Origin of the sequence: Ideonella sp., assembly GCF_044358605.1 — a bacterium.
GTDB lineage: Bacteria > Pseudomonadota > Gammaproteobacteria > Burkholderiales > Burkholderiaceae_C > Ideonella.
In genome coordinates, this window is record NZ_JBIKNQ010000024.1 from 1 (window position 1) to 22,094 (window position 22,094).

At 63.3% G+C, this 22,094-nt stretch carries 22 protein-coding genes; 3 read left to right on the forward strand and 19 right to left on the reverse strand.

What is annotated here, in order from left to right; translation table 11 throughout:
* Window positions 1–401: 401 nt before the first annotated feature.
* The 19 genes from ACIQ3Q_RS10210 to ACIQ3Q_RS10300 form a co-directional block, all read right to left on the reverse strand.
* Window positions 402–758, reverse strand: a complete 357-nt coding sequence (locus tag ACIQ3Q_RS10210) for a RidA family protein (protein ID WP_396268970.1) — start codon at window positions 756–758, stop codon at window positions 402–404.
* Window positions 755–1,432 (reverse strand): glycerol-3-phosphate 1-O-acyltransferase PlsY, encoded by a 678-nt coding sequence (plsY, locus tag ACIQ3Q_RS10215; protein ID WP_396268971.1) that lies wholly within the window; start codon window positions 1,430–1,432, stop codon window positions 755–757. The genes ACIQ3Q_RS10210 and plsY overlap by 4 nt, the downstream gene beginning before the upstream one ends.
* 67 nt (window positions 1,433–1,499) lie before the next feature.
* A complete protein-coding gene (gene clsB, locus ACIQ3Q_RS10220) occupies window positions 1,500–2,813 on the reverse strand; it encodes a cardiolipin synthase ClsB (RefSeq protein ID WP_396268972.1) in 1,314 nt (437 codons plus the stop codon).
* Complete coding sequence (locus ACIQ3Q_RS10225) at window positions 2,813–3,622, reverse strand: endonuclease/exonuclease/phosphatase family protein (RefSeq protein ID WP_396268973.1); 810 nt, start codon at window positions 3,620–3,622, stop codon at window positions 2,813–2,815. Before ACIQ3Q_RS10225 ends, clsB begins: the two co-directional genes overlap by 1 nt.
* Window positions 3,623–3,625: 3 nt before the next feature.
* Window positions 3,626–4,114: a dihydroneopterin triphosphate diphosphatase gene (gene nudB / locus ACIQ3Q_RS10230; protein WP_396268974.1), complete on the reverse strand. Its 489-nt coding sequence runs from the start codon at window positions 4,112–4,114 to the stop codon at window positions 3,626–3,628.
* Between the two features lie 101 nt (window positions 4,115–4,215).
* The gene (gene aspS / locus ACIQ3Q_RS10235; RefSeq protein ID WP_396268975.1) at window positions 4,216–6,006 is read right to left on the reverse strand and encodes an aspartate--tRNA ligase; all 1,791 of its coding nucleotides are present in this window, start codon (window positions 6,004–6,006) and stop codon (window positions 4,216–4,218) included.
* Between the two features lie 116 nt (window positions 6,007–6,122).
* Complete coding sequence (locus ACIQ3Q_RS10240) at window positions 6,123–6,767, reverse strand: DUF502 domain-containing protein (protein ID WP_396268976.1); 645 nt, start codon at window positions 6,765–6,767, stop codon at window positions 6,123–6,125.
* An 81-nt stretch (window positions 6,768–6,848) separates the two neighbouring features.
* Entirely contained in the window at window positions 6,849–7,160 is a 312-nt protein-coding gene (locus ACIQ3Q_RS10245) for an FmdB family zinc ribbon protein (RefSeq protein WP_396268977.1), read from the reverse strand.
* A gap of 70 nt (window positions 7,161–7,230) precedes the next feature.
* Window positions 7,231–8,706 (reverse strand): sodium:solute symporter family protein, encoded by a 1,476-nt coding sequence (locus ACIQ3Q_RS10250; RefSeq protein ID WP_396268978.1) that lies wholly within the window; start codon window positions 8,704–8,706, stop codon window positions 7,231–7,233.
* Between the two features lie 106 nt (window positions 8,707–8,812).
* The gene (gene ubiB / locus ACIQ3Q_RS10255; protein WP_396268979.1) at window positions 8,813–10,363 is read right to left on the reverse strand and encodes a ubiquinone biosynthesis regulatory protein kinase UbiB; all 1,551 of its coding nucleotides are present in this window, start codon (window positions 10,361–10,363) and stop codon (window positions 8,813–8,815) included.
* Between the two features lie 19 nt (window positions 10,364–10,382).
* On the reverse strand, window positions 10,383–10,916 hold the full coding sequence (locus tag ACIQ3Q_RS10260; RefSeq protein WP_396268980.1) for a hypothetical protein: 534 nt from the start codon (window positions 10,914–10,916) through the stop codon (window positions 10,383–10,385).
* Window positions 10,917–10,970: 54 nt separating this feature from the next.
* Window positions 10,971–11,291 (reverse strand): DUF6968 family protein, encoded by a 321-nt coding sequence (locus tag ACIQ3Q_RS10265; RefSeq protein ID WP_396268981.1) that lies wholly within the window; start codon window positions 11,289–11,291, stop codon window positions 10,971–10,973.
* Window positions 11,292–11,615: a type II toxin-antitoxin system HicB family antitoxin gene (locus tag ACIQ3Q_RS10270; protein WP_396269030.1), complete on the reverse strand. Its 324-nt coding sequence runs from the start codon at window positions 11,613–11,615 to the stop codon at window positions 11,292–11,294.
* A 5-nt stretch (window positions 11,616–11,620) separates the two neighbouring features.
* A complete protein-coding gene (locus ACIQ3Q_RS10275) occupies window positions 11,621–11,875 on the reverse strand; it encodes a type II toxin-antitoxin system HicA family toxin (RefSeq protein ID WP_396268982.1) in 255 nt (84 codons plus the stop codon).
* A 99-nt stretch (window positions 11,876–11,974) separates the two neighbouring features.
* Window positions 11,975–12,991, reverse strand: a complete 1,017-nt coding sequence (gene galE / locus ACIQ3Q_RS10280) for a UDP-glucose 4-epimerase GalE (RefSeq protein ID WP_396268983.1) — start codon at window positions 12,989–12,991, stop codon at window positions 11,975–11,977.
* A gap of 72 nt (window positions 12,992–13,063) precedes the next feature.
* Window positions 13,064–13,795, reverse strand: a complete 732-nt coding sequence (gene ubiE, locus ACIQ3Q_RS10285) for a bifunctional demethylmenaquinone methyltransferase/2-methoxy-6-polyprenyl-1,4-benzoquinol methylase UbiE (RefSeq protein WP_396268984.1) — start codon at window positions 13,793–13,795, stop codon at window positions 13,064–13,066.
* Window positions 13,796–13,812: 17 nt separating this feature from the next.
* Window positions 13,813–14,214: a gamma-butyrobetaine hydroxylase-like domain-containing protein gene (locus tag ACIQ3Q_RS10290; protein WP_396268985.1), complete on the reverse strand. Its 402-nt coding sequence runs from the start codon at window positions 14,212–14,214 to the stop codon at window positions 13,813–13,815.
* Window positions 14,211–14,687, reverse strand: a complete 477-nt coding sequence (locus tag ACIQ3Q_RS10295) for an HIT family protein (protein ID WP_396268986.1) — start codon at window positions 14,685–14,687, stop codon at window positions 14,211–14,213. Before ACIQ3Q_RS10295 ends, ACIQ3Q_RS10290 begins: the two co-directional genes overlap by 4 nt.
* Complete coding sequence (locus tag ACIQ3Q_RS10300; RefSeq protein ID WP_396268987.1) at window positions 14,687–18,661, reverse strand: DUF3683 domain-containing protein; 3,975 nt, start codon at window positions 18,659–18,661, stop codon at window positions 14,687–14,689. Before ACIQ3Q_RS10300 ends, ACIQ3Q_RS10295 begins: the two co-directional genes overlap by 1 nt.
* A 286-nt stretch (window positions 18,662–18,947) precedes the next feature.
* On the opposite strand from ACIQ3Q_RS10300, the gene ugpB reads away from it, so the two are divergent.
* From ugpB to ugpE, 3 genes are all read left to right on the forward strand, one after another.
* Window positions 18,948–20,258, forward strand: coding sequence for a sn-glycerol-3-phosphate ABC transporter substrate-binding protein UgpB (gene ugpB / locus ACIQ3Q_RS10305; RefSeq protein ID WP_396268988.1), 1,311 nt, complete (start codon window positions 18,948–18,950; stop codon window positions 20,256–20,258).
* Between the two features lie 83 nt (window positions 20,259–20,341).
* Window positions 20,342–21,223 carry a sn-glycerol-3-phosphate ABC transporter permease UgpA gene (gene ugpA, locus ACIQ3Q_RS10310; RefSeq protein WP_396268989.1) on the forward strand — a complete coding sequence of 294 codons (882 nt, stop codon included), beginning with the start codon at window positions 20,342–20,344 and terminating at the stop codon, window positions 21,221–21,223.
* 15 nt (window positions 21,224–21,238) lie between these two features.
* Window positions 21,239–22,093: a sn-glycerol-3-phosphate ABC transporter permease UgpE gene (gene ugpE / locus ACIQ3Q_RS10315; RefSeq protein WP_396268990.1), complete on the forward strand. Its 855-nt coding sequence runs from the start codon at window positions 21,239–21,241 to the stop codon at window positions 22,091–22,093.
* The last annotated feature ends 1 nt before the right edge of the window (window position 22,094 follow it).

Consider the following 22,094-nt stretch of genomic DNA (forward strand, 5'->3'; position numbering starts at 1 on the left):
TAGACTATTGGCCCTTCCCGAGCAGTGGCTCAAGGGAACTTTTTTATGTGGAGACAGATGCCTGTCGCCCGAAAAAACCCAGTCGCCAGCAACAGGCTGTGTGACCAGCCTCTAAGTGCTTGTCGATGCTGACGTATTGCGCTTCAAACTGGATGAACATACAGCGTTAACAGATCGGCATTTTGGCGCAGGGCTGCACAGCACTATAGCCCCGGGCGGTCACGCTTTGGAGGGAGGACAGGATGGGCAGTAACCCTCAGATTGAGTGGGGCTCGGGCCCGTCGCCGCTGACACTGCCAAGGTAGGCGTCGCATGGACCCTTAGGTGGGCGACAAACCTGAACTGGTACGGCATGACAAAGGGCTCCCGAGGGAGCCCTTCTCATTTGAGGAACGCAGGCCTTACACAGCCGCCGTCACCACCACTTCAATCTTCCACTCCGGGCGCGCCAAAGCGGCTTGCACGGTGGCACGCGGGGGGGTGTGGCCGGGCACCACCCACTGCTCCCACACGGCGTTCATGGCGGCGAAGTCGGCCAGGTCGACCAAGAAGATTTGCGCGCGCAGGATCTTGCTCTTGTCGCTGCCCGCGCGGGCCAGCAGGGCATCCACGGCGGCCAGCACTTGCTGGGTTTGGCCGGTGATGTCTTGGGAGCCGTCTTCGGCCACTTGGCCGGCCAGGTAGACCACGCCGTTGTGCACGGCCATCTCCGACATGCGAGGGCCGACGTCAAAGCGTTGGATGGAAGCGGTCGTCATTCAGTGTTTCCTTTGCGCTGGGCATGAGTGTGAGAATCTGGGGGAGCGGCTGGGGCATCTGGTGCCGCACCGGCCGCCTTTTGGCCAATGCGGCTTTCAGTGCCGGCCATCAGCTTGCGAATGTTGGCTTCGTGGCGCCACACCAGCAGCAGGCTCATGATGGCGATGGGCAGCACCATCAAAGAGGGGCCCCAAATCAGCAGTTGGTAAAACGGGGCGAACAGTGCCGCCACGATGGCTGCGAGCGACGAGTACCGCGTGAAAACGGCCACGATCAACCAGGTGCCCAAGGTGGCTGCCCCGAGGATGGGGTTAATGGCCAGCAGCACGCCAGCCGCCGTGGCCACGCCCTTGCCACCCTGGAAGTTAAAGAACACCGGCCAGAGGTGCCCCAAGAAGGCCGCCAAGCCCACAAAGGCGACGGTGCTGGCGCCCCAGCCAAAACGCGGCATCAGCCACAACGCCACCAGCACCGGCACATAGCCCTTGAGCGCATCAAACACCAGCGTCAGGATGGCCGCCTTGCGGTTGCCCGAGCGCAGCACATTGGTGGCACCGGGGTTGCCCGAGCCATAAGAGCGCGGGTCATTCAAGCCCATGAGCCGCGAGACGATCACGGCGAACGAGAGCGAGCCGATGGCATAGCCCACCAGCACCGCGATCAAAGAATTCACAACATCCATGGCTGACACCCAGGGGCACGAGGAGGCCCCGCAAAACGGTCGTCAGTGTAAGTGAAGGTCAGTAACGCCCCGACAAGCCCGCCATGCGCAAGTACCAGTGGGCCACCCACGCCACCAGTGCGCGGCCCAGCACGGCGGCCGGGCCTGGCGCATAGCTGCCGGGCAGCACTTGCTGCGATGCCGCACGGGCCTGGGCCAACTCAGCGGCAACCTCGCGCGCAAACTCAGCATCTTGCACCACGACATTGGCTTCTAAGTTCAGCAAGAGCGACAGCGGGTCAATGTTGGAGCTGCCCACCGTGGCCCAGGCCTCATCCACCACCGCCACCTTGGCATGCAAGAACGCTGGCATGTACTCGTAGATTTCTACGCCTTCAGCCAGCAGCTCGTTGTAGAGCACACGTGCGGCCAAGCCTGCGATGCGATAGTCCACCTTGCCTTGCAAGATCAGCCGGACTTGTGCGCCGCGCCGCGCCGCCGCAATGAGTGCGCGCCGAAAGTTTTGGCCTGGGTAGAAATACGGCGTGACCAAGTCAACCCGGGTGCGGGCGCTTTGGATGGCTTCGATGTAGGCGCGCTCGATGCTGCGGCGCTGGCGCAGGTTGTCGCGCACCACCAGGGCGGCCCGCATCGGCTGCTGGGCCTCTGCGGCCTGCCCCGCTGTGCGCTGGCGGCTGCTGCGGCGCCATTCCCGCCACAGCTCGCGCGCCGCCTTCAGCGGCTCTGCTCCCCGCCAGACGGCCTGCACCTCTTGCCGCCATTGCTGGCCCATGGCTGCACGCGTCCAGACACTGCGGGTGGCCTGGCTGATGTCTGCCACCAGCGGCCCCCGCACGGCCACGGCAAAGTCCAGGCGCGGCTCCTCGGTGGGGCCGTGGTTCATGTCCAGCCTATCGCCGATCACGTTGATGCCGCCCACAAAGCCCAGTGCGTCGTCCACCACGCACAGCTTTTGGTGCAGGCGCCGCAATTGCCCGGGTTGCAGCCAGTTCCACCACCGTGTCAGGGGCCGGAATACCGTCAAAGCAACGCCGGCCTCTAACAGCCAGGCTTGCACTTGGTCCAGTGTGCGGTTGGTGCCAAAACCATCCACCACCACTTTGACGGCCACGCCCCGGCGGGCCGCTGCGGCCAAGGCCTCGGCCAACTGTTGGGCCTGAGGGTCGTCGTGAAAGATATAGGTGGCCAGCCACACGCTGTCGCGCGCCTGGGCGATGGCCTCGATCATGGCCGGGAACAAGGTGTCGCCACCGCGCAGCAAGTGCACTTGGTTGCCGCCCAGCCAGCCCAAGGGCTCACCACTGCGCCAGGCCTTGAGCCGGGCCGCCGTGCCGGCGAGCGCCAAGGGCGGCGGAGGCGGCGGGGAGGCCATCAGCTCAGCTCCAGCTCAACGATGAGGGGCAGGTGGTCGGACATGCGCGCCCAGGCTGTGCCCCGAGGAACATGGGTGCCCAAGCAACGAAAGCCCCGGGTGTAGACCCGATCCAGCGCAAACACCGGGACCAGCGATGGAAACGTCACCCGCTGGTTGGGGCGCCCCACTGGGGCCACGGCACGGCTCAGGCCCAGGGCCTCCATGGGCCGGTTGAGTCGCTCACCCCAATCGTTGAAATCACCAGCCACTAACAGCGGCGCGTGGGCAGGCACCTCGCGCTCTAAAAAAGCCTTCAAGCGCTGCACCTGGCGCACGCGGCTGGCATGGATCAGGCCAAAGTGGGCCACCACCACATGCACCTCGGTGCCTTGCCAGCGCACCGGCACATGCAGCAGGCCGCGCTGCTCAAAGCGATGGTCGGACACATCATGGTGCCCCACCTCGCCCAAGGGCCAGCGCGCCAGCAAGGCATTGCCATGCTCGCCGTGCCGCGTCACCGCGTTGGTGCGGTAGGCCGAGGCGTAACCATCAGGGGCTAAGAAGTCAGCCTGGCCTTCTTCAGGCCAGCCAAACCAAGTGCGGTCAAAGTGCTTGGCCTCGCGGGCATGGAACAGCCGCACTTCTTGCAGGCAAATGATGTCGGCGTCCAGCGCCTCCACCCCCAAGCCCAGGTTGTGGATCTCCAGCCGCTTGCGCGGGCCAATGCCGCGCACGCCCTTGTGGATGTTGTAGGTGGCCACCCGCAAGACCTGGCTGGTGTATAGGGTGCTGGGCGCTTGGGTGCTGTGGCGAAACACACGCGGCATGGCTCAGCCCTCTTCGGTGGCCGCTGCCCAGCGCTGCAGGTGCAGCACGGCTTCGGCGTTCGAGGGCGAGAAGCAGCGGTCCGCCGCCTCGCGCCAGGGCAGCCATTGGTAAGCGGTGTGCTCGCGTGGTGCTAGGCGCACCGGCGTGCCACTGGGCACGCACAGGCCAAACACACGCTCGGTGTTGTGCGTCACCCCCGGCGCATAGCGGTGGCGCCAGCGCGGGTAGATCTCATACACATTGGCCAGCGCCCAGTCTTGCAGGGCCGAGAGCGGCACCTCGGGGCTGCCGACGACGATGCCCGTCTCTTCCTCGACCTCGCGCACGCAGGTCTCTTGCCAGGGCTCCTCTAAGCTGTCTTTGGAGCCGGTCACGCTCTGCCAAAAGCCCGGCGCATCGGCCCGCTCGATCAGCAGCACGTCCAAAGCCGGGGTGTAGATGACCACCAGCACAGACTCTGGGATCTTGGGCGGGCGTGGATCAGGGGGCATTGCAGCAGGTGTCAGCATGTCGCGATGCTATCTCGGCCGCTGTGTGACCAAGAAAAAGGGGCTCCGAAGAGCCCCTTTGATCATCGGCCAATAGCTGCCGCTCAAGCCGCTGGCTGGGCGTTGCGCAGGCGGATGTGCAACTCGCGCAACTGCTTCTCGTCGACCATGGACGGAGCGCCCGTCAGCAGGCACTGGGCGCGCTGGGTCTTGGGGAAGGCGATCACGTCGCGGATGGACTCGGCCTTGGTCATCAGGGTGATGAGGCGGTCCAAACCGAAGGCCAGGCCACCGTGCGGGGGCGCGCCGTATTGCAGCGCGTCCAGCAAGAAGCCGAACTTGACCTTGGCGTCTTCGGGCGTGATCTTCAGCGCGCTGAAAACCTTGCTCTGCACCTCGGCGCGGTGGATACGGATGGAGCCACCACCCAGCTCCCAGCCGTTCAGCACCATGTCGTAGGCCTTGGCGATGCACGCACCGGGGTCGGTGTCCATCAGGTTCTCGTGGCCGTCCTTGGGCGCGGTGAAGGGGTGATGCACGGCCGCCCAGCGGTCGTTCTCTTCGTCGTGCTCGAACATCGGGAAGTCGACCACCCACAGCGGTGCCCACACGTCGTCGAACAAGCCCTTGGACTTGCCGAACTCGGAATGGCCGACCTTGATGCGCAGCGCGCCGATGGCGTCGTTGACGATCTTGGCCTTGTCGGCGCCGAAGAACAGCAGGTCGCCGTCCTGGGCGCCGGTGCGCTTCAGGATCTCGGCAATGGCCGCATCGTGCAGGTTCTTGACCACCGGCGATTGCAGGCCTTCACGGCCCTTGGCGATGTCGTTGACCTTGATCCAGGCCAGGCCCTTGGCGCCGTAGATCTTGACAAACTCGGTGTAGCCGTCGATCTCGCCACGGCTCATCTCGGCACCACCTGGGATGCGCAGGGCCACCACGCGGCCACCAGGGGTGGTGGCGGGGCCAGAGAAGACCTTGAAGTCCACGTCCTTCATCACCTCGGTCAGCTCGGTGAACTCGAGCTTGACGCGCAGGTCGGGCTTGTCCGAGCCGTACTTGAACATCGCATCGGCGTAGCTCATCACCGGGTAGGCGGGCAGGTCGACGTTGATGGCGTTCTTGAAGACGGTGCGGATCATGCCCTCGAACATCGAGCGGATCTCTTCTTCGGTGAGGAAGGAGGTCTCGATATCGATCTGGGTGAATTCGGGCTGGCGGTCAGCGCGCAGGTCTTCGTCGCGGAAGCACTTGGTGATCTGGTAGTAGCGGTCGAAGCCCGAGACCATCAGCAACTGCTTGAACAACTGCGGCGACTGCGGCAGCGCAAAGAACTGGCCGTCGTGCACGCGGCTGGGCACCAGGTAGTCGCGCGCGCCTTCGGGCGTGCTCTTGGTGAGCATCGGGGTCTCGATGTCCACAAAGCCTTGGGCGTCCAAGAACTTGCGCACTTCCATGGCCACGCGGTAGCGCAGCATCAGGTTCTTCTGCATCTGCGGGCGGCGCAGGTCGAGCACGCGGTGCGTCAGGCGCACGGTCTCGCTGAGGTTGTCGTCGTCCAACTGGAACGGGGGCGTCACCGAGGGGTTCAGCACTTCCAGCTCATGGCAGAGCACTTCGATCTTGCCGGACACCAGGTTGGCGTTTTCAGTACCGGCAGGCCGCGCACGGACCTTGCCGATGACCTTCAGGCAGAACTCGTTGCGCACGCCTTCGGCGGTCTTGAACATGTCGGCGCGGTCGGGGTCGCAGACGATCTGCACCAGGCCTTCGCGGTCACGCAGGTCAATGAAGATCACACCGCCGTGGTCACGGCGACGATGGGCCCAGCCCATCAAGGTCACGGTTTGGTCCATCAGCGCTTCGCTGACCAGGCCGCAGTAGGTTGTTCTCATGGGGCACTCCTGTGCATTGAATTCGGTGAAGTGCGCAGCAAAGGCGCCGCGCAGCAAGGGGATGGAGAGGCGGTGGGTGCGTGAGCACTCAGGGCTGAGGGCCTGCCGAGCAGCCTTCAGCCCCGTCGATTGGGGTCGGCCTCCTCCGGCTGCGCCACCGCGCCAGCCGGGGGCGCGACCACGCCCATGGAGATGATGTATTTGAGGGCTGCATCCACGCTCATGTCCAGCGGCTTGATGCTGCTCTTGGGCATCATCAAGAAGAAGCCCGAGGTGGGGTTGGGCGTGGTGGGCACATACAAGCTGACATGCTCACCCACCAAATGAGCGGCCACTTCACCGCTGGGGCGGCCCGTTACAAAGGCAATGGTCCAAGAGCCTTCACGCGGGTATTGCACCAACACCGCTTCACGAAAGGCATTGCCGCTGCTGGAGAACAGGGTGTCGGAGACCTGTTTGACCGAGCTGTAAATGGACTTGACGATGGGAATGCGGTTGAGCAGCCTGTCCCACTGCTGCACCCACCACTGACCAAAAATATTGGTCACGAACATGCCCGTCAGCAGCATCGCCGCCAGCGTGACCAGAACGCCCAGGCCAGGAATGTCCTTGAGCTGCGCCAGGCCGGGCACCAAGGTACCGAACAGGCTCAGCACCGCATTGAACATGCCGTCCATGAGGCCGACCACCCAAAGCATCACCCAGATGGTGATGGCCAAGGGCATCCAAGTCAGCAGGCCAGCAATGAGGTACTTTTTCACAGGGGGTCAAACTCGCGGCAAGAGGGCATGGGCATCAGGGGCAGGCCGGTGGAACACAGAGCGCGGCCCTGAGCCCCAGGCTCAATGGCAGGCGCAAGAACCGCCACAGGGCGTGCCACCCGATGGGGCTGCAGCGGCAGACTCTGACGATGCGCTGGCTGCTGCACCAGTGGCCGCAGTGCTTGCGGCTGCCGGCGCGGACGTGGCGCCACCACCTTTAAAGTCGGTGGCGTACCAGCCCGAGCCCTTGAGCTGAAAGCCCGCAGCCGTCAGCTGTTTCTGGAATTGCTCAGCACCGCAGTGCGGACACACGGTCAGCGGTGCATCGGACATCTTCTGCAGCACATCCTGCTGATGGCCACAGGCTCCGCACTTGTAGGCGTAAATTGGCATGGCAGTCTTGAAGGTTCAAAAGGCCGAGAAAACCCTCGATTATAGAGGGTGGCCTTTTTTAGCGCTTCACTCAGTGTTTGGCCGCGGCCGCCTTGGCCATGTGCAGGGCCGTTTCAATGGAATGGCCTTTATGTTTGATCAGCTCCGGGGCGAAGCTGCCGACCAGCATGCCCACGGCAGAGGCGGCGAGACCCAACAAATTAGCGGGGACCATAGTTTCAATTTTCAACTGATCCAAGATGAGCCAAGTGCCGACCCCCAACACCACCGACAACAAAGCACCTTGCGTATTGGCCCGCTTCCAGAAGGCCCCGGCCACCAGCGGCACAAACGCGCCCGTCAAGGTGACGTTGTAGGCGTTCTGGACCATTTCGTACATGGTGCTTTGGCTGTTCAGGGCGAACAGCAAGGCGAAAGAGGTGAAGGTGACCAAGATGATGCGCATAGTCAACAGGAACTGACGGTCACCCATGTTCGGCACAAAAGGCCGCAAGATGTTTTCAGTGAAGGTAGCAGTTGGGGCCAAGATCGCGCCGCTGGCTGTGGACAAAATGGCCGACAACAGAGCACCGAAGAACATCACCTGGGCCCACAGCGGCATCTTGCCCAAGACCAGGTCAGGCAAGATGCGTTGAATCTCACGAGCGTCCTCAGAATTGAACAACTCCTTAAGCTCTGGGTGGGCCACCAGCGCGGCATAGGCGATGTAGATGGGCACAAAGGCCATCAGAAAGTACACCGATGCGCCTATAAGCGTGCCTCTGACCGCTGTCTTCTCATCTTTCGCGCTGGTCATGCGCTGAAACACGTCTTGCTGCGGAATGGAACCAAAGGCAAACGCAAAAAACACCCCCGCCATGGCCCACCAAGCCGTTGCATCCATGTCCGCCGGGAACATTACAAACTTGCCATCGGCAGCGGCTTGGGCCAACACCTTCTCCATGCCGCCCGCTTGCCCGCCGACCAAACCGGCCACCAAGAACAAGCCGACCACGATGATCACGGTTTGGAACAAGTCGGTGAAGGCCACCGACCACATGCCGCCGAACACGGTGTAGACCAGCACCACCACCGCCCCCAGCATGATGGCGTGATTCAGCTCGATAGCGCCGCTGGACAGCACGTGGATGACCAAGCCCAGCGCCGTGAGTTGGGCCGATGTCCAGCCCAGGTAGGACAGCACAATGGCCACGCTGGTCAGCACCTCCACGCTCTTGCCATAGCGCACTTTGTAGAAGTCGCCAATGGTCAACAAGTTCAAGCTGTAGAACAGCCGCGCGAACAACAGCGCCGCGAGCACCAGGCAGACCGTGGCACCAAAGGGGTCGCCCGGGATGCCATTCAAGCCGTCTTTAGCAAAGGTGGCCGACACCGACAGCACGGTTTCCGCCCCAAACCAGGTGGCAAACACCGTGGCCACATTCATGTAGAGCGGCAGGCTGCGGCCCGCCACCAAAAAGTCAGTGCTGCCATGCACCCGGCGTGCGGCCATCAGACCGATGGCAATGGTGACAGCGAGATAAACAGCGACAAAGGTGATCAACACGGCACGACTCCTCGTCCAACGATGCTCATTGATGGTGTGAAAAAAATTGCCTCACAGTGTAGCCAGAGGCCAGCCAGACCTTGGCCCCCTGTGGAGCGACATGGGCTCAATGCAACAGCGCCATCCACCACCGCGCCGCCAGCACGCCCACCACAAAACCCACGATGGCGATGATCACGCCGCGCACCAAGCGGTTGGTTCGGCGCTGCTCATGCAGCAGGTCTTGCAGCAAAGCGGTGTGGTCAGGGGTGCGGGCTTGCAGGCTGGCGTGCAGCAGGCGGGGCAGTTCGGGCAGCAGTTGGGCGTAGCGCGGGGCTTCGGCCTGCAGTTGGCGCAGCAGCGCGCGCCAACCCACTTGCTCGTTCATCCAGCGCTCCAAAAAAGGCTTGGCGGTGGCCCAGAGGTCGAGCTCGGGGTCCAGCTCGCGCCCCAGGCCTTCCACGTTCAGCAAAGTTTTTTGCAGCAGCACCAGTTGCGGCTGAATCTCGACATTGAAGCGGCGCGAGGTTTGGAACAGGCGCATCAGCACCTGGCCCAAGGAGATTTCTTTGAGCGGCCTATCGAAATGCGGCTCGCAGACGGCGCGCACGGCTTGCTCCAGGGCATCCACACGGGTGTCAGGCGGCACCCAGCCGCTTTCCACATGCAGCTCGGCCACGCGCTTGTAGTCGCGACGGAAGAAGGCGATGAAGTTCTGCGCCAGGTACTGCTTGTCGTTCTCGGTCAGCGTGCCGATGATGCCGAAGTCCAGCGCGATGTAGCGGCCAAAGGTCTCGGGCGCCAAGCTCACCTGGATGTTGCCCGGGTGCATGTCGGCATGGAAAAAGCCATCCCGGAACACCTGGGTGAAAAAGATGGTGACGCCGTCGCGCGCCAGCTTGGCGATGTCCACCCCCGCCTCGCGCAGGCGCTGCACCTGGCTGATGGGCACGCCGTGCATGCGCTGCATCACCATCACCGTCTCGGTGCACAAGTTCCAGTGCATCTCGGGCACCATGATCAGCGGCAGGTCCGCCATATTGCGGCGCAACTGGGCCGAGTTGGAGGCCTCTCGCACCAGGTCGAGCTCATCGTGCAGATAGCCGTCAAACTCCGACACCACCTCGCGCGGGCGCAGACGGCGGCCATCGGCACTCAGGCGCTCCACCCAGCGGGCCAGCACATGCAAGAGCGACAGGTCGTCATCAATCACCGACAGCATGCCCGGCCGCAGCACCTTGACGGCCACCTCGCGGCCATCATGCAAGGTCGCAAAGTGAACCTGCGCAATCGAGGCGCTGGCCACGGGCTCGGCCTCGATGTGCGCAAACACCTCGTCCAGCGGCCGGCCCAAGCCCTGGCGGATCAACGCCAGCGCCTGCTCAGAGGCAATCGGCGGCACCTTGTCTTGCAGACGCGCCAACTCGTCGGCAATGTCCAGCGGCACCAGGTCGCGCCGGGTGGAGAGCACCTGCCCGAACTTGATGAAGATCGGCCCCAGCGCCTCTAGCGCCAAGCGCAGCCGCTCACCGCGCGGGGCCTCAAAACTACGGCCTCGGGTGACGCACCAACGCAGGGTCTTGATCCAGGGCTGAGGCGCATTGGCCAGGACGAGGTCATCCACGCCATAGCGCATCAGGGTGATGATGATGCGGCCCAGCCGCGCCCAGGATCTCATGGTGCGAGTTGCTCGGCGCTCAGGGCTTGCGCCCCAGGCCAGAAACGACGCTGCTCAAGCCCTGAGCCAGCGATTGCGCCACCCCACCCAGCTGAGCCGCCACGCGGCTCGCGCCTTCGGCCACGACGGGGCCGGCCACGCGCTCCAAATCAGCCGCAATGTCCCAGCGCACATTCGCCAGGACCCAGTTGATGTCAGCCGCCAGGGCCACATCGCCTTCAATGCGGACGTTGGGAATCTGCCCAGCCACCAGTTGCTTGGCTGCGGCCAGCGGGTCAGACGCATCGACCGTCAGACGCAGCTCCACCACCTCGGGTGCCGCCTCTCCGGCTTCAGGCGCCTCAAACAGACCCGCCGGGGTCAGGCGCAGGCTCAAGGGGGGCGGTGGCGGCAAGGGCAAGCGCCAGCCTTCGACTTCGACCCGCAGCCAACGGCCGCTATGCGCCTTGAGCCGCCCCATGGCCGGCGGCGCTGCCATCAACACGTGGTTGGCCAGCAAAACAAAGCGTGCGGTGGCCGCAGGGACGAGGGTGTCGACGAGCAGATTGGACATGAGCGGGATTGTAGGGGGGCACGTTTGGGTCCGGGGGCCATTGCCCTTAACGGCCTAATCAATGTCGGACAGCTGAAACAGCTCAAGGCTTCCGTCAGATGCAGGCTCGGGCCAATAGAGGGTTCCGCCTCCTTCGAGAAAGCTTCGGACCTCTGACGCCGCGAACTTCAAAGCGAGAGCCAGGGCTTGCCAAGAATCCTCGCCATAGATTGGTTTCGGTGGCGAGAAAAGCCGAGTGATCTCGACTTGGCAAGCCCAGGTCGCCAGTTCAGCAGGCGAGGGAGACCAGACACAAACTCGCATGTCCCATTCCTCACCGTCGAGCGATCGGGCACGCAGCAACTTCTCTGCGATGAGTGGACTGGAAGAGTTCATTCAGGCCGCAACCCGCTGCTGCAAAGCTTCTTGAGCCAAAGCATTGATGCTCTTGCCTTCCGCCTGCGCGACGATGGCCAATCGCTCATGCAGGTCTGGCGGGATGCGAACATTGAATTTTCCGGAGTAACTCCGGCGCGGCTCGATACCCTGCTCCAGGCAGACCTCCAGGAAAACCTGCAAGGACTTCTTGAACTCAGCCCGAAGCTCCTTGGGGTTCTTACCCAGAAAATCTGCGCCACCGTTCAAGCCCAAAATTTCGCCTCGAAACAAATCGAGGTCGGCGTCATACTCAATCTTGGCCTGATAGCCATCCAAGGTCATTGTGTTCACGGCAAAACTCCATGCTGCTCCAACCACTTCCGAACACTGGCCACTGCGCCTTTGTCGGTATTCGGAGAAGGATGCGGCCGATGAAAGACACGCACTTCGCCAAACAGCACGACGGCAACTCTGCTGCCTTCTCTCTCGCTGACCTTGGCGCCCAGCTCCCGAAACAAGGCTTCAACGTCTTTCCATGGGACGTTGGCGCTGGTCGGGTGGGCGAAGATCAACTCCAGTGTGCGTTGGTGCCTTCTCTTCATGGAGCAATGGTACCAATTTCAGGTACCACCGCAAAGAGCGGCGGACATTGGCCTGCGCTCCAAGCCCGTCAACGACCGCCGGCCCCAAGCAATCTGGCCTCAGCCCTCAAACCCCTGCGGATTGGCCTGTTGCCAGCGCCAGCTGTCGGCGCACATTTGGTCGAGGTTGCGGGTGGCCTGCCAGCCTAGGCGGTCGCGGGCCAAGGTGGCGTCGGCCCAGAAGGCGGGCAGATCGCCGGGGCGGCGGGGGGCGATGTCGTAGGGGATGGGGCGGCCCGAGGCGCGCTCGAAGGCCTTGACCAAGTCCAGCACGCTGATGCCTTGGCCGGTGCCCAGGTTGACGGTCAGCGACTGCTGCTCGCGCAGCAGGTAAGACACGGCGGCCACATGGCCTTCGGCCAGGTCCATCACGTGCAGATAGTCGCGCACGCCAGTGCCATCGGGGGTGTCGTAGTCGCCACCAAACACACCCAGGCGCTCCCGGCGGCCCACGGCCACTTGGGTGACATAGGGCATGAGGTTGTTGGGCACGCCGCGCGGGTCTTCGCCGATGCGGCCGCTTTCATGCGCGCCCACCGGGTTGAAGTAGCGCAGATAGGCCACCTTCAGCGCGGGGTCGGCGGCTTCGGCGTCGCGCAGAATCTGCTCGCCCATCAGCTTGGTGCGGCCATAGACATTCATTGCGGCCAGCGGGTGGGCCTCGGTGTAGGGCAGGAACTGCGGCTCACCGTAGACGGTGGCGCTGGAGCTGAACACAAAGTTCTTCACGCCAGCCCGGGCCATGGCTTGGTGCACTGTGACCAAGCCGCCGATGTTGTTGGCGTAGTACTTGAGCGGCTGGGCGGTGGACTCACCCACGGCCTTGAAGGCTGCGAAGTGCACCACGGCGTCGATGGTGTGGGCGGCGAACAGGGCATCCAGCGCCGCGCTGTCGTTGACATCGCCTTGGACAAACATCGGGGGCTCGCCGATCAACTCGGCCAGGCGGTTCAAGACTTGGGGCGAGCTGTTGGAGAAATCATCCAAGCCCACCACCTCAAAGCCAGCGGCCTTGAGCGCCACCCAAGTGTGGGAGCCGATATAGCCCGTGGCACCCGTTAACAAAACTCTTTTCATGCGCCCCCCATCTCCGCGAGCCCACCACTCACTCTGTGGCTCTGTGCCTCTGTGGCGGTATTCATCAAGACATCAGCACTTGATGCCCACATGCAGCGCCACCACGCCGCCCGTCAGGTTGTGCACGTCCACATGGCCAAAGCCTGCAGTCTTCATCATGCCCTTGAGGGTGGCCTGGTCGGGGTGCATGCGGATGGACTCGGCCAGGTAACGGTAGCTTTCAGCATCGCCCGCCACCATCTGACCCAGGCGCGGCAGCACTTTGAAGGAGTACCAGTCATAAGGCTTTTGCAGCGGCGCAGCCACCTTAGAGAACTCCAGCACCAGCAGGCGGCCACCGGGTTTGAGCACGCGGCACATCTCGGCCAGGGCCACGTCTTTGTGGGTCATGTTGCGCAGGCCAAAGGCCACGCTCACCAGGTCAAACGTACCCTCTGGGTAGGGCAGCTTCTCGGCGTCGCACAGGTTGGTGGGCAGGGCCAGGCCTTTGTCCAGCAAGCGGTCGCGGCCGGTGCTCAGCATGGCCTCGTTGATGTCGGTGTGCACCACCATGCCCGTGGGCCCGACCCTCTTGGCGAAGGCCATGGCCAGGTCGCCCGTGCCCCCCGCGATGTCCAGCGCCTTCTGGCCCGGCTGCAGGTTGGCCACGGCCACGGTGTAGACCTTCCAGGCGCGGTGCATGCCCATGGACATCAAGTCGTTCATCACATCGTATTTGGACGCGACGGAGTCGAACACCCCTTTGACCTTATTGGCCTTGACGGCCTCGTCCACGGTCTCAAAGCCGAAATGCGTTTGCGACATGAGGCGTTCCTCTTTGCTCAGTGCGATGCGCAGCCAGACGCTGCCTTGGGCGCCATCGGCGCGTCGCGGTCGACGCCTGCCGCCACCAGGCGCTCTTCGTATTGCGCCCACAGCGCCTCTTGCTGACTGCCCAACTTGTAGAGCGTCTCCCAGGTGAAGATGCCGGACTCATGGCCATCGTCAAAGGTGGGCTGGATGCCGTAATTGCCCACGGGGGCGACGCCACTGATGCCCACATGGCGCTTGCCGGATTGCAGTACTTCTTGGCCGGGGCCGTGGCCTTGCACTTCGGCCGACGGGCTGTAGACGCGCATCAGCTCGAAGGGAATCTTGAACTCGCTGCCGTCGGAGAAAGCGATCTCCAGCACGCGGGTGGCTTGGTGCACGGTCAGCGCGGTGGGATGGGGGGCGTTGCTCATGAGGGTTGTCCGTTGGAAAGGGTGGCCAAAGCGGTGGCCACGGCCTGCTGAACCTGAGTATCGAGCGCGGCCCAGTCGCGGGCCAAGCGCTCTGCAGCAGAAGGCTCGGGGCTGCGCTGGCGCGGGCCCCAGATGGGCTGAGGGAACTGGGCGTCCCAGTCGAAGCGGGCAATCACATGCCAGTGCAGGTGCGGCACCATATTGCCCAGTGCAGCCAGGTTGATCTTGGTGGGTTGCAGCTCAGCGCGCAGCACCCGCTCAACGGCCACCACAGCGGCCATGCAGCGCGCGCGCTGAAGCTCGCTCAGGTCGCTCAACTCGGCCACATGCTCGTTCCAGATCACGCGGTAGAAGGCGGGGAACTCAGGGGCATCCAGGACGCGGATGACGCAGAGGTCCGGCTCACGATACACCAGGCCCCAGGCAGGGGATTCGATCTGCTCGCACAGCTCGCAACCGGGTTGGCGTGCCATCAGACCAGCACCCGTTCAATACCGCCGCTGTTGGCGCGTTGCACGTACTCAGGCATCCACTGCTCACCCAAGATCTGCTTGGCCATTTCGACCACGATGTAGTCGGCCTCCAGCAGGCCATTCTGCAAGTCGTCGCCATAGCGCGACAGGCCTTGCAGGCAGCTCGGGCAAGAGGTGAGGATCTTCACCGGGCCTTGCGCGGGCACGGCGCCAGTGGCCCGCAGCTCGGTTTCAGCCTTGCGCATTTCTTCTTCTTTGCGGAAGCGAACCTGCGTGGAGATGTCCGGGCGGCTGACGCCCAGCGTGCCCGACTCACCGCAGCAACGTGCGGACTGAACCACCGCTTCGCCCACCAAGGCCTTGACCGTCTTCATCGGGTCTTGCTGCTTCATGGGGCTGTGGCAGGGGTCGTGATACAGATAACCCCCCGCGCCCGGCTGGTTGGCCTGCGGCAAGGTGATGCCCTTCTCCAGCAAGAACTCGTGGATGTCGACGATGCGGCAGCCGGGGAAGATCTCTTCAAACTTGTAGCCCTGCAGTTGGTCAAAGCAGGTGCCGCACGAGACCACCACGGTCTTGATGTCCAGGTAGTTCAGCGTGTTGGCCACGCGGTGGAAGAGCACCCGGTTGTCGGTGATCATCTTCTCGGCCACATCAAACTGGCCCGACCCGCGCTGCGGGTAACCGCAGCAGAGGTAGCCCGGTGGCAGCACCGTCTGCACCCCGGCGTGCCAGAGCATGGCCTGGGTGGCCAAGCCCACTTGGCTGAACAAGCGCTCGGAGCCGCAGCCGGGGAAGTAGAACACCGCCTCCGAGTCCACCGTGGTGGTGGCCGGATTGCGGATGATGGGCACGTAGTCTTTGTCTTCAATGTCCAACAAGGCACGGGCGGTCTTTTTGGGCAGGCCGCCGGGCATCTTCTTGTTGATGAAGTGGATGACCTGCTCTTTGATGGGTGCTGTGCCCACGGTGGCCGGGGGGGCGCTGGTCTGCTTGCGGGCCGCCAGCTTGAGCACATCGTGCGCAAAACGCTGGGCTTTCATGCCCACGCCCACCATGGCGGCACGCGCCAGCTTGATGGTTTGCGGGTTGGTGGCGTTGAGCATCAGCATGGCTGCTGCATTGCCCGGGCGGAAGCTCTTTTGCCCCATTTTGCGCAAGAGGTTGCGCATGTTCATGGAGACATCGCCAAAGTCGATCTTCACCGGGCAGGGGTTGAAGCACTTGTGGCAGACCGTGCAGTGGTCGGCCACGTCTTCAAACTCTTCCCAGTGCTTGATGGACACGCCCCGGCGGGTTTGCTCTTCGTACAAAAAGGCCTCCACCAGCAGCGAGGTGGCCAGGATCTTGTTGCGCGGGCTGTAGAGCAAGTTGGCGCGCGGCACATGGGTGGCGCACACCGGCTTGCACTTGCCGCAGCGCAGGCAGTCTTTGACCGAGTTGGCGATGTCGCCAATGTCGCTCTGCTGCATGATCAGCGACTCATGCCCCATCAGGCCAAAGCTGGGCGTGTAGGCGTGGCTCAGGTCGGCCGCATGCACATCAGGCCCCAGGCCCGTGAGTGCCGCACCGCGCAGCAGCTTGCCTTTGTTGAAGCGGCCTTCAGGGTCGACCTTGGCCTTGTAGGCGGTGAAGTTGGCCAACTCATCGTCGGTCAAAAACTCCAGCTTGGTGATGCCAATGCCGTGCTCGCCCGAGATCACGCCATTGAGGCTGCGGGCCAGAACCATGATGCGGCCCACCGCCTCGTGGGCGGTTTGCAGCATCTCGTAGTTGTCGGAGTTGACGGGGATGTTGGTGTGCACATTGCCGTCACCCGCGTGCATGTGCAGCGCCACCCACACGCGGCCGCGCAGCACCTCTTTATGCAGGGTCTTGCAAGCCTCCAGCACCGGCGCAAACACCGCGCCCGCAAACACGGTTTGCAGGGGCTTGAGGATCTGGCGCTTCCAAGAGGCGCGCAGGCTTTGGTCTTGGATCTGGTCAAAGAAGCTGCGGCCGGGTTGGCCGTCTGCGGCGGGCTGCACCACATCCAGCCCGTCCATCCATTGCTGCCACTGCTGGCGGGCTTCGGCCACCAGCGCCAGCGCGCGTTGGCAGCGCTCGTCCAGCACGTCGGTGCTGGGCACGTCGCTGGGGTCATCGGTCTTACCCAGGGGCAAGTGGCCGGTGCCAAAGAAGGCGCTGAGCTTGTCGGCCAAGGCAATCTTGTTGCGCAGACTCAGCTCGATGTTGATGCGCTCAATGCCCAGGGTGTATTCGCCCATGCGCTCCAGCGGGATCACCACGTCTTCATTCACCTTGAAGGCGTTAGTGTGCTTGGAGATAGCGGCCGTGCGCTTGCGGTCCAGCCAGAACTTTTTACGGGCCTCGGCCGACACGGCCACAAAGCCCTCGCCCGAGCGGCCATTGGCCAGGCGGATGACCTCGCTGGTGGCGCGGGCCACGGCGTCTTCATCGTCGCCCACGATGTCGCCGATCAGCACCATCTTGGGCAAGCCGCCGCGCTTGCTTTTGGTGGCATAGCCCACGGCCTTGAGGTAGCGGTCGTCCAGATGCTCCAGGCCCGCCAACAGGACGGGGGAGGGGCCCCGTCCTTCCTTGTTCTCGCCACCGGGCTTCGGCATCAGCGAGAACATGAAGTTCTTGATCTCGACGATGGAAGGCACGCACTCCTTGGGGTTGCCAAAGAACTCCAGGCACACCGTGCGGGTTTGCTTGGGCATGCGGTGGACCACCCAGCGCGCGCTGGTGATCAGGCCATCGCAGCCTTCTTTCTGGATGCCCGGCAGGCCCGCCAAGAACTTGTCCGTCACATCCTTGCCCAGGCCTTCTTTGCGGAAGACGCGACCGGGGATGTCCAGGCGCTCGGTGCGCTGCAGCACTTTGCCACTGGCGTCAAAGTGGCGCAGCTCGAAGCTGGCCATGGGAATGTCGTGGATCTTGCCCAGGTTGTGGTCCAGGCGCACCACCTCCAGCCAGGTGGCCTGCGGCGTAACCATCTTCCAAGAGGCCAGGTTGTCCAGCGCCGTGCCCCAGAGCACGGCCTTCTTGCCGCCGGCATTCATGGCGATGTTGCCGCCCACGCAAGAGGCCTCAGCGCTGGTGGGGTCGACCGCAAACACAAAACCGGCCCGCTCGGCGGCGTCTGAGACCCGTTGGGTCACCACCCCGGCGCCCGTCCAGATGGTGGGCACGGGCTGCGCCAGGCCGGGCAGCTCGACGTGCTCGACCTCGGTCATCTGTTCGAGCTTTTCGGTGTTGATGACCGCGCTCTTCCAGGTCAGCGGCACAGCACCACCGGTGTAGCCGGTGCCACCGCCGCGCGGGATGATGGTCAGGCCCAGTTCCACGCAAGCGGCCACCAAGTGGGCCATTTCGGCCTCGGTGTCAGGGGTCAGCACCACAAAGGGGTACTCGACCCGCCAGTCGGTGGCGTCGGTCACATGGGAAACACGCGAGAGACCGTCAAACTTGATGTTGTCTTTGGCCGTGTGCTTGCCCAAGAGCTTGCGGCAGCGGCCGCGCAGCAACAGCACATCGACAAAGCGGTCGGCAAAGCGCTTGACGGCGCCCCGGGCCAGCGACAGCAACTCGCCCACATAAGCGTCGCGCACGGCGTCGGCCTCGGGCTTGCGGCGCTTTTGCACCTCGCCCAGGCGGTGTTGCAGGGCCTCGATCAACAGGTCACGCCGCTTGGGGTTGTCCAGCAGGTCGTCTTCCAGGTAGGGGTTGCGCTGCACCACCCAGATGTCGCCCAACACCTCGTAGAGCATGCGAGCCGAGCGGCCGGTGCGGCGCTCTTCGCGCAGCAGGTTCAGCAGGTCCCAGGCCCGGGAGCCCAACAGCCGCAGCACGATCTCGCGATCGGACAGGGAGGTGTAGTTGTAGGGGATCTCGCGCAGGCGTGGCGCCTCGGCGTCGTGGGCGCCAGCGGCGGCTTGGAGGGCGGTAAGAGACTGCGGTGCGTTCATGGCGGGCAGGCGGCCTATCCTCCTGCCACCCAGCGGGCCTTGGAGGGAGCCATCCTGTCAGAGAGCACGGGCTAAGGTGCAGGGAGGAAGCGGCAAGGGTGAATCCTACCGCAGTGCAGCAAACCACCCTGTGGGCAAGGGCACCCAGCGCCCGCGCCGCGCCATGGCCGGGAAATCCCTGGGCGGCCACCCCCTCCACTCATGCGACAACACCGTTCTGTCACAAACATTGGCGACACTGCCGAGATCACCCGTCTTTGGCGGTGCTACTTTTAACGGAGATTCCATGCAAAAACGTCTTCTCGCCCTGGCCGCCGTGGCCGCAACCAGCTTGGCTCAACCTGCGTTTGCCCAGGTGGAGGTGCAGTGGTGGCACTCGATGGGCGGCGCCCTGGGCGAATGGGTGAACGACCTGGCCAAAGAATTCAACGCCAGCCAGAAAGAGTACAAGATCGTTCCGACCTTCAAGGGCAGCTACGACGAGTCCATGACGGCCGCGATTGCCGCCTACCGCGCAGGCAATGCACCGCACATCTTGCAAGTGTTTGAAGTAGGCACCGCCACCATGATGGCCTCCAAGGGCGCCATCAAGCCGGTGGCTGAGGTGATGAAAGAGGCCGGGCAAAAGTTTGACCCCGCCGCTTATGTGCCCGCCGTCGCCGGCTACTACACCGCCCCCAACGGGCAGATGTTGAGCTTCCCCTTCAACAGCTCCACCCCCGTCTTCCACTACAACAAAGACGCCTTCAAGGCCGCGGGCCTAGACCCGAACAAGCCGCCCACCACCTGGCCTGAAGTGGCCTTGGCTGCCGCCAAGCTCAAGGCCAGCGGCCACAAGTGCCCCTTCACCACCTCCTGGATCAGTTGGACCCAGCTGGAGAGCTTCTCGGCCTGGCACAACACCCTGTTTGCCACCAAGAACAACGGCTTTGGTGGCCTGGATGCCCGCTTGGCCTTCAACACCCCGCTGCATGTGCGCCACATCGAGAACCTGGGCAATATGGCCAAGCAAGGCCTGTTCGTCTACAAGGGCCGGGGCAATGCGGCCGACGGCACGTTTGTGTCGGGCGAGTGCGCCATGATGACCGGCTCCTCGGCGCTCTACGGCAATGTGAAGCGCAATGCCAAGTTTGCCGCCGGCATTGGCACCCTGCCCTTCTACCCTGATGTCCCTGGGGCTCCGCAAAACACCGTCATCGGTGGGGCCAGCCTGTGGGTGATGAACGGCAAAAAAGCCCCTGAGTACAAGGGTGTCGCTGCATTCTTCGCTCACCTCTCGCAAACCGACATTGCCGCCAAGAGCCACCAGCGCACGGGCTATCTGCCTGTGACCAAGGCCTCGTTTGAGGTGACCGACAAGTCCGGCTTCTACAAAGAGAACCCGGGCACCGATGTGTCGGTCAACCAGATGATCCGCAAGACCACCGATAAATCTCGCGGCGTGCGCCTGGGCAATTTTGTGCAGATCCGCACCGTCATCGACGAGGAGTTGGAAGGCGTGTGGGCTGGCAAAAAGGGCGCCAAAGAGGCGCTGGACTCGGCCATCACCCGGGGTAACGAGCAGCTTGAGCGTTTTGAGAAGACTGAGAAAATGTAAGATTGCTCAAGGGGCTGACCAGCCTCTGAGGCCGTGACCCACGGGGCGCCAACACCAAAGGCGCCCCGTTCACTTTGAAGCGTATGGAAAAACGAGTCCTGTTCCGCTCGCACTGGCTGCCCTGGGTGCTGATCGCCCCGCAGATGGCCATCGTGCTGGCCTTCTTCTTCTGGCCCGCAGGCCAGGCGCTGTGGCAGAGCCTGCTACAGCAAGACGCCTTTGGCACCAGCACCGAGTTTGTGGGGCTGGAGAACTTCAAGCGCCTCTGGGCCGACGCCAGCTACCTGGCCTCGTTCAAGACCACGGCGGTGTTCTCGCTCTTGGTGGCCGTCAGCGGCCTGACCATTTCCTTGCTGCTGGCCGTGATGGCCGACCGCGTGGTCAAAGGTGCCAGCCTCTACAAAACCCTGCTGGTCTGGCCCTATGCGGTGGCCCCGGTGGTGGCCGGTGTGTTGTGGATGTTCATGTTCGCGCCGGGCATGGGCGTGGTCAGCCATGCGCTGGGCTTGTTCGGCGTGGACTGGAACCACCTGCTCAACAGTGGCCAGGCCATGACGCTGATCGTGCTGGCCGCCGTGTGGAAGCAAATCTCCTACAACTTTTTGTTCTTTTTGGCCGGGCTGCAGGCCATTCCCAAGTCGCTGATCGAAGCGGCCGCCATTGACGGCGCCGGGCCCTGGAAGCGCTTTTGGACGGTGCAGTTCCCGCTGCTGTCGCCCACGGCGTTTTTCTTGCTGGTCATCAACATCGTCTATGCCTTCTTCGACACCTTTGCCATCGTCGATGCGGCCACCCAAGGCGGCCCGGGCAAAGACACAGCGATCTTGGTCTACAAGGTTTATTACGACGGCTTCAAGGCCCTGGACATGGGCGGCTCGGCCGCGCAGTCGGTGGTGTTGATGGTCATCGTGGTGGCGTTGACGGTGGTGCAATTCCGCTTTGTCGAGCGCAAGGTTCAGTACTGAAAAAGGGCGCCCATCATGATTGAACGTCGCCCCATTGCCACCCTGCTGGCGCACACCGTGCTCATCCTGGGTGTGCTCATCGTGGCCTTTCCCATTTACCTGACCTTTGTGGCCTCCACCCAAACCGCCGAGGTCATTGCGCAGAGCCGCCCGCTCTCGCTGATCCCGGGCGGCCACGGGCTGGAGACCTACCAGCGCGCGCTGTTTGGCGGCAAAAATGAGTTTGGCAGCGAGATGCCGGCTGCCGCCCCCATGATGCTGACCAGCCTCATCAGCGCGCTGGTGATTGCCGTGGGCAAGATCATCATCTCGCTGCTGTCGGCCTTTGCCATCGTCTACTTCCGCTTTCCGCTGCGCGGCCTGGTGTTCTGGATGATTTTTGTGACGCTGATGCTGCCCGTGGAGGTGCGCATTGGCCCCACCTACGAGGTGGTGTCGCAGTTGGGCATGCTCAACAGCTATGCCGGGCTGACGGTGCCGCTGATCGCGTCTGCCACCGCCACCTTCTTGTTCCGGCAGTTCTTCTTGACCGTGCCCGATGAGCTGGTGGAGGCTGCGCGCATCGACGGCGCTGGGCCGCTGCGCTTCTTCAAAGATGTGCTGCTGCCGCTGTCCACCACCAGCATTGCCGCGCTGTTTGTGATCCAGTTCATCTATGGCTGGAACCAATACCTCTGGCCGCTGCTGGTGACCACCAATGAAAACATGTACCCGGTGGTCATGGGCATCAAGCGGCTGATTGCCGGCGAGTCCTACACCGAATGGAATGTGGTGATGGCCACGGCCATGTTGGCCATGCTGCCACCGGCGGCGGTGGTGATCCTGATGCAAAAGTGGTTCGTCAAGGGCCTGGTGGATACCGAGAAATAAG

Excerpts from the sequence above, each read along its gene's own strand:
- ACIQ3Q_RS10260 (WP_396268980.1), bottom strand. The coding sequence starts at position 10,916 with ATGTCCAATCTGCTCGTCGACACCCTCGTCCCTGCGGCCACCGCACGC.
- ACIQ3Q_RS10270 (WP_396269030.1), bottom strand. The coding sequence starts at position 11,615 with ATGACCTTGGATGGCTATCAGGCCAAGATTGAGTATGACGCCGACCTC.
- clsB (WP_396268972.1), bottom strand. The coding sequence starts at position 2,813 with ATGGCCTCCCCGCCGCCTCCGCCGCCCTTGGCGCTCGCCGGCACGGCG.
- nudB (WP_396268974.1), bottom strand. The coding sequence starts at position 4,114 with ATGCCCCCTGATCCACGCCCGCCCAAGATCCCAGAGTCTGTGCTGGTG.
- ugpA (WP_396268989.1), top strand. The coding sequence starts at position 20,342 with ATGGAAAAACGAGTCCTGTTCCGCTCGCACTGGCTGCCCTGGGTGCTG.
- ubiE (WP_396268984.1), bottom strand. The coding sequence starts at position 13,795 with ATGTCGCAAACGCATTTCGGCTTTGAGACCGTGGACGAGGCCGTCAAG.
- galE (WP_396268983.1), bottom strand. The coding sequence starts at position 12,991 with ATGAAAAGAGTTTTGTTAACGGGTGCCACGGGCTATATCGGCTCCCAC.
- ACIQ3Q_RS10290 (WP_396268985.1), bottom strand. The coding sequence starts at position 14,214 with ATGAGCAACGCCCCCCATCCCACCGCGCTGACCGTGCACCAAGCCACC.
- ACIQ3Q_RS10210 (WP_396268970.1), bottom strand. The coding sequence starts at position 758 with ATGACGACCGCTTCCATCCAACGCTTTGACGTCGGCCCTCGCATGTCG.
- ACIQ3Q_RS10265 (WP_396268981.1), bottom strand. The coding sequence starts at position 11,291 with ATGAACTCTTCCAGTCCACTCATCGCAGAGAAGTTGCTGCGTGCCCGA.
- ACIQ3Q_RS10275 (WP_396268982.1), bottom strand. The coding sequence starts at position 11,875 with ATGAAGAGAAGGCACCAACGCACACTGGAGTTGATCTTCGCCCACCCG.
- ACIQ3Q_RS10295 (WP_396268986.1), bottom strand. The coding sequence starts at position 14,687 with ATGGCACGCCAACCCGGTTGCGAGCTGTGCGAGCAGATCGAATCCCCT.
- ACIQ3Q_RS10225 (WP_396268973.1), bottom strand. The coding sequence starts at position 3,622 with ATGCCGCGTGTGTTTCGCCACAGCACCCAAGCGCCCAGCACCCTATAC.
- ugpB (WP_396268988.1), top strand. The coding sequence starts at position 18,948 with ATGCAAAAACGTCTTCTCGCCCTGGCCGCCGTGGCCGCAACCAGCTTG.
- ACIQ3Q_RS10300 (WP_396268987.1), bottom strand. The coding sequence starts at position 18,661 with ATGAACGCACCGCAGTCTCTTACCGCCCTCCAAGCCGCCGCTGGCGCC.
- aspS (WP_396268975.1), bottom strand. The coding sequence starts at position 6,006 with ATGAGAACAACCTACTGCGGCCTGGTCAGCGAAGCGCTGATGGACCAA.
- ubiB (WP_396268979.1), bottom strand. The coding sequence starts at position 10,363 with ATGAGATCCTGGGCGCGGCTGGGCCGCATCATCATCACCCTGATGCGC.
- ACIQ3Q_RS10245 (WP_396268977.1), bottom strand. The coding sequence starts at position 7,160 with ATGCCAATTTACGCCTACAAGTGCGGAGCCTGTGGCCATCAGCAGGAT.
- ugpE (WP_396268990.1), top strand. The coding sequence starts at position 21,239 with ATGATTGAACGTCGCCCCATTGCCACCCTGCTGGCGCACACCGTGCTC.